The following is a 9388-nucleotide window of genomic DNA, read 5'->3' on the forward strand; positions in this document are numbered from 1 at the left end:
GCCACTTTTGGTCCATGCCATAGAGATCGCCGGTGAAAGCAGTGCCGACAAACGTGGTCGTCTTGCAGCTGAGCTTCGCGCGGCAAAGCGTGATGCTGTTGTTTTGACGCTTCCTGACTCGATTTGCTGGCTCTTGAACATTCGCGGCAGTGACATCCCGCGCAATCCATTGGCGCAGGGTTTCGCGGTTTTGGATGCCGCTGGCAAAGTTTCTTTTTTCACAAACGCGACGGCCGATGAAACGGTGATTTTGCACCTTGGGAACGACGTATCGCTTCATCCATACACTGGATTGACCGCATTTCTTGAAACGCTGAGCGGCACGATACAACTTGATCCGGCGTCGGCACCCGAGACAGTGCGGGCAGTCTTGGCGGATATTGAGACGATCGAAGTCGTCGACGGTGGCGATCCGTGCATCCTTCCCAAAGCCCAGAAGACAGATGCCGAGATCGCCGCAACCCGCGAGGCGCATTTGCGCGATGGCGCGGCGATGGTCGAGTTTCTGTCATGGTTTGACGACCGGGCTGCAGATGGTGGGTTGACCGAAATAGACGCCGCGAAATCGCTGGAGGGTTTCCGGCGGGCAACGAACGCGTTGCACGATATATCGTTCGACACGATATCCGGGTCCGGGCCAAACGGCGCCATTGTGCACTACCGCGTGACCGAAGGAACCAACCGTACGATCCAACCCGGCGACCTCTACCTTGTTGATTCTGGTGGACAATATATCGACGGAACGACGGATATCACGCGCACTATTGTTGTTGGTGCGCCAACAGACGAGCATCGCGCCTGTTTCACCCGCGTACTTCAGGGGATGATCGCAATCTCATGCGCGCGCTTTCCACGTGGACTTTCCGGGCGGGATCTTGATGCATTGGCCCGCGCTCCGCTTTGGCGTGCCGGGCTTGATTATGACCATGGTACCGGCCACGGCGTCGGAGTTTTCTTGAGTGTGCACGAGGGTCCGCAGCGGATTTCTAGGATGTCCGAAGTCCCTTTTATGCCCGGAATGATCCTGTCAAACGAACCCGGATACTACCGCGAAGGGGCGTTTGGTATTCGCATTGAGAACCTGATCGTTGTCCGTGAGGCCGCCAAAATGGGCGACGCGCGCGACCAACTTGATTTCGAAACGCTAACTTATGCGCCGATTGATCTGCGGCTGATAGAATCTGAAATGCTGTCCAAGTCCGAGCGAAACTGGTTAAACGGATACCACCGCGATGTGCGCGAAAAACTGATGTCGCGGCTTTCGGATAGCGCCGGGGACTGGCTGAACACGGCAACGCGCCCTATCTGATGACCTGAAACAGGTGTAAGCGTCTCGCAAATGCGCGGCGACGCCACAAAGGAGCCCACACATGGCCAACCATATTAACATTCGTAAAGCTGATGGCACTTGGGTTGTTCGTGCGGGCGGAGCCGTTTTAGCAGAAAGCCACAACGCGCTTGAACTGACAGAGGGTTCCACAGAGCCGGTGATTTATTTTCCACGTGATGACATTGCGATGGCGTTCCTAGATGCCTCCGAGCGAACATCCCATTGTGCACACATGGGCGACGCCAGCTACTATTCCATCGTAACCAAAAGCACGACCATTCGCGATGCCGCCTGGAGCTATGAGACCCCCAAGGACAGCGTTTCGGACATTGAAGGTCATCTGGCTTTTTATGACGGCGATCTGGTTACCGTCGAACAGGTTTGACACAGATTTAGCTGTGTTCTTCGGCGGCGGTTGCGGCCAACGCGCGGTTATAGGCCCGAAGAGCGTCGACTTGGAAAAGGGCCCCGTCGATCTGCGGGGCGACGCCTTCCTCGCCAAGCGTCACAACCGCTAAGAACTGACGATTGGTCGCCTCAAAGATCGGCATTGCTGTTTCCAAAGTCGCGTTGCGATCAATTGTGTGACCGCCTTCTATTGCCTCCCAAAGCATTTCGTCCGGGGCCGCGCGGGGGTCGTCAGGCGTGCGCATAACGTTGGCCACTCGGAACATAGATAGAAGATAGGCCTGCGGCCCGGCGGCAAGGTGAATATTGCGTCGCTCCAGTTGCGTTAAGAAGAATGAACGGTCCACAAGGCGTGACGCCAAAGCCGTCGACATCGAAACCGCCACCATCACCGCCAGACCCGTTTGCCAGTCTCCCGTCAACTCGAACACAATAAGCGTCGTTGAGATGGGCGCGCCCAAGACGGCTGCAGCGACCGCGCCCATGCCCGCCAGTGCGTAAAGCGTTTCCGAGCCGGAAATGTTCGGCGCGATGGCGGTTGCCACAAGCCCAAACCCCAATCCAAGCAAAGCCCCGACCATCAGCGAGGGCGAAAACACGCCTCCACCCATGCGGCCCGCCATGGTGATGGCGACGGCGGCAACCTTCAGCACGCAGAAAACCACCACTTCGTGCAGCATCAACGAACCGGTCAAAGCCGCCGAAGTTGTCTCGTATCCAACCCCGATGATGTGCGGGTAAAAAATCGCTAGGCCGCCCAAAAGCGCGCCTGCGACGGCCGGGCGCAAAACGCGAGGTAGCCCGATCCGGCGTTGGAAATAGCTGCCAAGGTCATCGGCCCAAAATATTGCCCGCATCATCAGAACAGCAACGCAGCCCGACAAAAGCCCGAGGATCAGGAAGGCAGGTAGTTCAACATAAAAGGCCAGAACGCTCGCTTCACCCAAAGAGAATTCAGTGATGTCCCCGAACGCCAACCGGTTGATCACTGTACCCGCGACCGACGCAATCACGATCGGCGCAAATGCATGAACTGCGAAATGACGCAAGACGACCTCTAGCGCGAAAAGCGCGCCAGCGATGGGCGCATTGAACGAGGCGGACACGGCCGCCGCGACCGCGCAGCCCAGAAGATCGCGCCCTGTAATTCCGTCAACGGCCAACTTATTTGACACCCAGGTTGAAATCACCGCAGCCAAATGCACGACCGGACCTTCACGACCCGTCGACCCGCCCGTCCCCAATGTGATCAGGGATGCCGCTGCCGACGCGAGCCCCTCTTTTGTCTCAACCCGGCCGTCTTTAATCGCAGCCCCTTCGATAACTTCCGCCACCGAGCGCACTTTTCCGTCAGACGTGAAGCGGTTGAGGATCAGGCCAACCGCGAGGCCTCCCAAAATTGGAATTACTAGGATCACATACCACGGCAAAGTTTCTGCAAAGGAATGGATAAGGCGAACGTCGTCCGTGCCATATAGAGTTTGCTGCAAAAAGGTGATGCCGGTACGAAATACGACAGCCGCAAAGCCTCCCGCAATGCCGATAAGCAACGCAATGAACCAAAACTGAATGCCGCTTGGGCCATGTGTACGCAGGACGTGCCAGCCCGGCTTGCAAGCGCTTACAATGGCTTGCAGTTGCTTGGCGATTATCGACTTAGGAGCGGCGCCCATCCAACACGGTCCACCCCGGACACACACCAAACCGCCTTGCGCCCTGCCCGGCGGACGCCCAACGTCTCGCGTTTTGAATTGTCGCGCGATACCTCTTGGTAGGCGCTTGATGGCAAAGGGGAAAGACCCAAATCACGCAGTTCGTCTCACTGTAGTGAACTGTGATCAAACAAGACGGTGTGTTCAGCAAGGTCGGAACCGGTCCTGTGACACACGCGTCACGGTGCCGTGACAGCCCTGTCACAGCCCTTGCTTTGGGGGGCATAGGCGCACAGTTTCGAAGCCTGACACGAACGGAGACTGTCCGATGAGCATGGAACGCTTCACATTCGAGGGCCACGCAGGCGACGCATTGGCTGCACGGCTGGATTTTCCGGATGGCCCGCATCTTGCGACGGCGTTGTTTGCGCATTGCTTTACCTGCGGCAAGGACATCACAGCGGCGCGACGTATCTCGTCGCGGCTGGCCTCGATGGGGATCGCTGTTTTGCGGTTTGACTTCACCGGACTCGGACATTCGAAAGGCGAGTTTGCCAACACAACGTTCACGTCCAATGCCCAGGATTTAGTGCGCGCGGCTGCGGCTCTGGGCGACCGCGATATGGCGCCAACGCTGCTGATCGGACATTCGCTCGGCGGGGCAGCCGTGTTGAAAGCCGCGGCCGACATTCCGTCGATCAAAGCTGTTGCCACGATCGGCGCTCCGTTTGACCCCGGCCATGTCACGCACAATTTCGCCGGCGCGCTTGATACGATTGCCGCCGAAGGCAAAGCCAAAGTTACGCTGGCAGGCCGCCCCTTCACGATTGGCAAAGACTTCATTGACGATGTTGCAGGCGCGGCCCTCACGCCGTCGATTGAAAAACTGGGCAAGGCACTGCTGGTGATGCACGCGCCGCGGGACGAAACCGTCGGGATCGAGAACGCCACAAACATCTTTATGGCCGCGCGCCACCCCAAAAGCTTCGTCACATTGGACGACGCAGATCACCTTGTAACGCGCGCATCCGACGCCGAATACGCCGCCGAAGTCATCGCCGCTTGGAGCGCGCGCTACCTCGATCTGAAGCAACCTGCACCGCCTCCCGGCGCGCCTGAAGGCATTGTACGGGTCGCCGAGGCCGACGAAACAGGCTTTCTGCTAGATGTAAATGCAGGTCCAAAACACCACACACTGGCAGATGAACCCGAAGCCTACGGCGGCACCAACAAAGGCATGACGCCGTACGGATTTTTGGCGGCGGGCCTTGGTGCCTGCACCTCGATGACCATTCGTATGTATGCCCGCCGCAAAGGATGGCCATTGACGCATGTGTCGGTCGATATCACCCATGCCAAAGTCCACGGACAAGACGCGGGCACAGGCGAAGACACCAAGATCGACGGATTCAATCGCGTGATCCGACTTGAGGGCAAACTCGACAGCGACCAGCGCCAACGTTTGTTGGAGATAGCCGATAAATGCCCGGTTCACCGCACTCTGGAACGCGGAGCCTCGGTAGAAACCGTGTTGGCTGAAGCCTGAAGCAAAACCGCTTCATCCTTTCAAAAATACCTCGTGGACGCGCATTTGGCGCGGGGGCAGAGCCCCCTTCCTCGGGTGCAGATTTCACATTTCACTAAAACTTTGACCAAATGGTCAATCTTGATTAATCGCTCGCATCATGCGACGCTTTTCAAGACCCTATACGATAGGCTGCCGCCATGACTGCACGAACCGCCACTGTCACCGACACATCGCTTGCGCATCTTCCGCAGGTGCAAGAGCCGCGCAATCCCGGCACGGTGCTTGATCTGGATCGCATTGCATCGGTTCAAGCCAATACCTCGGCAATCGAGCGTCGTGCTGCCACCCTGCCCGGGCGTCGCTCTGTTAAGAAAGACTACCAGGCGGCCTGGATGTTGCGCGCCGTCACCCTGATTGATCTTACGACGCTTTCGGGCGACGACACCGAAGGTCGTGTCAGACGCCTTTGCGCCAAGGCCGCAAACCCTGTGCGACAAGACCTGCTGGACGCACTTGGCATGGATGCAATCACCACAGGAGCGGTCTGCGTTTACCATGAGATGGTCCCAACGGCCGTTTCCGCGTTGCAGGGCACCAGGATACCCGTTGCGGCCGTCTCAACAGGTTTTCCTGCCGGTCTCTCGCCGTTCCATCTTCGATTGGCCGAGATCGAGGAAAGCGTAAAGGCCGGAGCCAGGGAAATCGACATCGTCATCTCGCGCCGCCACGTTCTGACGCAAAACTGGCAGGCCCTTTACGATGAAATGAAAGCCTTCCGCGCGGCTTGCGGAGATGCGCACGTGAAAGCAATTCTTGCAACCGGCGAACTTGGGACCCTTAGAAACGTCGCGCGTGCCAGCTGGGTTTGCATGATGGCAGGGGCTGATTTCATTAAGACCTCGACCGGGAAAGAAGGCGTCAACGCCACCCTGCCCGTCAGCCTTGTGATGATCCGCGCCATTCGTGCCTATCACGCAGCGACAGGATTTCGCGTGGGCTATAAGCCTGCGGGCGGCATCTCCAGGGCCAAGGACGCCGTGACGTACCTGACGCTGATCAAGGACGAGTTGGGCGATCGCTGGTTGCGCCCCGATCTGTTCCGCTTTGGTGCGTCAAGCCTGCTTGGCGACATTGAACGCCAACTCGAACATCATGTGACGGGCCGGTATTCGGCCAGCCACCGACACCCGATAGGATAAGCACAATGTTAGATCTTCGCCCAAGCTGTGAGTGTTGCGATCGCAACCTGCCCCCCGAAAGCCCGGACGCGATGATCTGCACGTTCGAATGCACCTTTTGCCGTGACTGCGTCGCAGGTCCATTGAAAGGCGTCTGCCCGAACTGCGGAGGCAACTTCGTGCCACGGCCGATCCGACCGGCGGACAAACTGGCGCGCTTTCCAGCCTCCACAAAACGCGTTTTCAAACCTGAAGGATGTGGCGCATGAACGTCCGCGAAATCTTCGACACGATGGACTACGGCCCCGCGCCCGAGGACGCTTCGGAAGCGATAGCATGGCTGGACCGCCACAAGCGAACGTTCGGACAGTATATCAATGGCCAATGGACCAAACCCGCGCGGTCTTTTGCCTCGAAAAACCCTGCAAATGGCGAAATACTTGCGAAGATCAGCCAAGCAAGCGCGAAAGACGTGGACAAAGCGGTCGACGCGGCGCGCAAAGCGCAAAAAGCTTGGGCGAAAGATGCCAAAGCGCGCGCAAGAGTACTTTATGCACTGGCACGTCTTGTCCAGAAGCAATCGCGTTTATTCGCAACGCTTGAAACGCTCGACAATGGAAAGCCGATCCGCGAAAGCCGCGACATCGACATCCCATTGGTCGCACGCCACTTCTACTATCACGCAGGTATGGCGCAGCTGATGGATGAAGAACTGCCGGGGTGTGAAGCGCTTGGCGTGTGCGGGCAGATCATTCCGTGGAACTTCCCGCTTTTGATGCTTGCCTGGAAAATCGCGCCGGCCCTTGCGATGGGCAATACCGTGGTTCTGAAGCCCGCGGAATATACGTCTCTCACCGCCTTGCTTTTCGCCGATCTGGCGCGCGAAGCCGGTGTTCCGCCGGGTGTGCTGAACATTGTAACCGGGGACGGACGTACAGGCGAAGCCATCGTGACCCATCCCGATATCGACAAGATCGCCTTTACTGGATCAACGTCGGTTGGTCGGAAGATACGTGCGCAAACAGCGGGTTTTGCCAAGAAGCTTACCTTAGAGCTTGGTGGAAAGTCGCCCTATATTGTCTTTGATGACGCCGATATCGACAGTGCCATCGAAGGCCTTGTCGACGCCATCTGGTTCAATCAGGGACAGGTCTGTTGCGCAGGGTCGCGGCTGTTGGTTCAAGAAGGTATCGCGGACGCCTTTTACACCACGCTGAAGGCACGCATGGACAAACTGCGCATCGGTGAACCGCTTGATAAGTGCATTGACGTCGGCGCTATCGTTGATCCGGTCCAGCTTGACGCGATCACAGCTCTGGTGGCCTCAAGCGTCGGCGACATCTACCACGCTGCGACGCCCTTGCCGGACACGGGCTGCTATTACCCGCCGACCCTGATCACCGGTATGTCGACCGCGGATAAGTTGATGCAGGAGGAAGTCTTTGGCCCCGTGCTTGTCGCCACGACCTTCCGAACACCATCTGAAGCGATCGAGTTGGCCAACAACACGCGCTACGGGTTGGCCGCGACGGTATGGACCGAGAACGTCAATCTGGCGCTTGATATTGCACCAAAACTTGCCGCCGGTGTTGTCTGGATCAACGCAACCAATCTGTTTGATGCAGCTGCAGGGTTTGGTGGCGTGCGCGAAAGCGGCTTTGGGCGTGAGGGCGGCTGGGAAGGGCTTCAGGCCTATACCAAGGCGAAAGACAACGCCCCTAAGCTATCGAAGATCGCTCCGATGGAAGCGCCGGCAAAGGCCCATGTGGCCGATCTGGATCGCACGGCAAAGCTATATGTGGGTGGAAAGCAGTCGCGCCCCGATGGCGGGTATTCGCGCGCTGTTTGGTCTGCGAAGGGCAAGCTTCTTGGGCATGCGGGCCTGGCGAACCGAAAAGACCTGCGCAACGCCGTCGAGGCGATGAACGCCGCTAAAAGCTGGAGCAATACGACCGGCCATTTGCGCGCGCAAATTCTCTATTATCTGGGCGAAAACCTGTCGGCGCGTGGCAATGAATTCGCAAGCCGGATCAATGAGATGACAGGAAAACGCGGCGGCAGGGCCGAGATTGACGCGTCAATTGACCGGCTGTTCACATGGGCCGCCTGGGCCGACAAATACGATGGTGCGGCAAAAGGTGTGCCCCTGCGCGGGATAGCGCTTGCGATGAACGAACCGGTGGGCAAGATAGCGGCCTTTGCCTCTGACGATGCGCCACTGCTTGGTCTGATCTCAGTGATGGCCCCCGCGATGGCCATGGGCAACCGGATCACTGTCGTGGCCTCCGAACCCTTCCCTCTAGCAGCGACCGATTTCTATCAGGTGCTTGACACATCCGACGTGCCGGGCGGCGTGGTCAACATCCTGACCGGCAGCCACACCGAATTGGCGCCGCAACTCGGCGGTCATATGGATATCAACGCCGTCTGGTCCTTCTCAGGCAGCGATCTGTCAGCCGTGATCGAGCGCGAAGCCGCAGGTAACCTTAAAAGGACTTGGGTCAACAATGGCAAAGGGCGAGATTGGTCAAATGTCGATGCTTCAGCGTTTCTGACAGCCTCGACCGAAGTGAAGACAATCTGGGTACCTTACGGCGAGTAACCGCCGCCAAAAGTAGACAGCGGAATTCGCGAAGACCTGAGCCCCCACCGGAGAAGCCCCCCGGTGCCAGGCATCGGGGCGGCTTTTATTCGCTTAGTGGTGTGTGCCATCAGTTCAGGTCTTTGGCCTCGACGGTCTTCGTCTCGAACGTATCGCCGTTGGCAATTTCGATGCGGCGCGGCTTAAGCGCCTCGGGGACTTCGCGCATAAGATCGATGTGTAGCATGCCGTCGACATGGCTTGCCCCTGTCACACGAACATGGTCGGCCAATGCAAAACGGCGCTCGAACGCGCGGGTGGCGATGCCGCGATGCAAATACGTGCGGTCTTCATCGTCTGTGGCCTTCTTGGCCGTGACGATCAAGGCGCTTTCACGCATTTCAACGTTCAGATCGGCGTCGCTGAAGCCAGCTACGGCAATCGAAATACGCCATCCGTCGTCGGCTGTTTTCTCGATGTTATAGGGCGGATAGGTCGCGGCCGTTGACGTGTCTGTCAGGGCGCGGTCCATAAGGTCGGCGATCTGGTCAAAACCGACGGTTGCACGATAAAGCGGTGCAAGATCAAAAGTTCGCATGAGGGATCCTCCTTTGAGCGATTCCAAGGTTTGCGCCTCCCCAGTAGCGGGCAAGGCTGGTTTCGAAAGCAGAGCCAACTGCCGGCCTCTGCTGAATTCAGATAGGCACCGTA

General features: G+C 58.1%; 8 protein-coding genes. 6 read left to right on the top strand and 2 right to left on the bottom strand.

From position 1 onward, the window contains the following. Both AC221Y_RS15660 and AC221Y_RS15665 read left to right on the top strand, forming a co-directional pair. Window positions 1-1309, top strand: a 1309-nt coding sequence (locus AC221Y_RS15660; RefSeq protein ID WP_486707699.1) for an aminopeptidase family protein P, incomplete at its 5' end; no start/stop codon positions are given. A gap of 61 nt (window positions 1310-1370) precedes the next feature. After that, window positions 1371-1715, top strand: a complete 345-nt coding sequence (locus tag AC221Y_RS15665) for a DUF427 domain-containing protein (RefSeq protein WP_299751450.1) — start codon at window positions 1371-1373, stop codon at window positions 1713-1715. A 7-nt stretch (window positions 1716-1722) separates the two neighbouring features. On the opposite strand, the gene AC221Y_RS15670 is transcribed toward AC221Y_RS15665, so the two are convergent. Then, complete coding sequence (locus AC221Y_RS15670) at window positions 1723-3411, bottom strand: chloride channel protein (RefSeq protein WP_299751452.1); 1689 nt, start codon at window positions 3409-3411, stop codon at window positions 1723-1725. A 307-nt stretch (window positions 3412-3718) separates the two neighbouring features. Between AC221Y_RS15670 and AC221Y_RS15675 the strand changes: the two genes are divergently transcribed. The 4 genes from AC221Y_RS15675 (at window position 3719) to AC221Y_RS15690 (ending at window position 8698) form a co-directional block, all read left to right on the top strand. Continuing rightward, window positions 3719-4936, top strand: a complete 1218-nt coding sequence (locus tag AC221Y_RS15675; RefSeq protein WP_299751455.1) for a bifunctional alpha/beta hydrolase/OsmC family protein — start codon at window positions 3719-3721, stop codon at window positions 4934-4936. 179 nt (window positions 4937-5115) lie between these two features. Then, window positions 5116-6117: a deoxyribose-phosphate aldolase gene (gene deoC, locus AC221Y_RS15680; RefSeq protein WP_486707700.1), complete on the top strand. Its 1002-nt coding sequence runs from the start codon at window positions 5116-5118 to the stop codon at window positions 6115-6117. A 5-nt stretch (window positions 6118-6122) separates the two neighbouring features. Continuing rightward, window positions 6123-6365, top strand: a complete 243-nt coding sequence (locus tag AC221Y_RS15685) for a DUF1272 domain-containing protein (RefSeq protein WP_299758042.1) — start codon at window positions 6123-6125, stop codon at window positions 6363-6365. Next, window positions 6362-8698 carry an aldehyde dehydrogenase family protein gene (locus AC221Y_RS15690; RefSeq protein WP_299758041.1) on the top strand — a complete coding sequence of 779 codons (2337 nt, stop codon included), beginning with the start codon at window positions 6362-6364 and terminating at the stop codon, window positions 8696-8698. Before AC221Y_RS15685 ends, AC221Y_RS15690 begins: the two co-directional genes overlap by 4 nt. Before the next feature lie 109 nt (window positions 8699-8807). Here the strand turns inward: AC221Y_RS15690 and AC221Y_RS15695 are convergent, their stop codons facing one another. After that, window positions 8808-9275: an Hsp20 family protein gene (locus AC221Y_RS15695; RefSeq protein ID WP_299758040.1), complete on the bottom strand. Its 468-nt coding sequence runs from the start codon at window positions 9273-9275 to the stop codon at window positions 8808-8810. Between the last annotated feature and the right edge of the window lie 113 nt (window positions 9276-9388).

Source organism: Boseongicola sp. (assembly GCF_057460485.1).

What these genes read in the sequence shown, in the direction of transcription:
- deoC (WP_486707700.1), top strand. Translation starts at nt 5,116, where the DNA reads ATGACTGCACGAACCGCCACTGTCACCGACACATCGCTTGCGCATCTT.
- AC221Y_RS15670 (WP_299751452.1), bottom strand. Translation starts at nt 3,411, where the DNA reads ATGGGCGCCGCTCCTAAGTCGATAATCGCCAAGCAACTGCAAGCCATT.
- AC221Y_RS15690 (WP_299758041.1), top strand. Translation starts at nt 6,362, where the DNA reads ATGAACGTCCGCGAAATCTTCGACACGATGGACTACGGCCCCGCGCCC.
- AC221Y_RS15675 (WP_299751455.1), top strand. Translation starts at nt 3,719, where the DNA reads ATGAGCATGGAACGCTTCACATTCGAGGGCCACGCAGGCGACGCATTG.
- AC221Y_RS15665 (WP_299751450.1), top strand. Translation starts at nt 1,371, where the DNA reads ATGGCCAACCATATTAACATTCGTAAAGCTGATGGCACTTGGGTTGTT.
- AC221Y_RS15685 (WP_299758042.1), top strand. Translation starts at nt 6,123, where the DNA reads ATGTTAGATCTTCGCCCAAGCTGTGAGTGTTGCGATCGCAACCTGCCC.
- AC221Y_RS15695 (WP_299758040.1), bottom strand. Translation starts at nt 9,275, where the DNA reads ATGCGAACTTTTGATCTTGCACCGCTTTATCGTGCAACCGTCGGTTTT.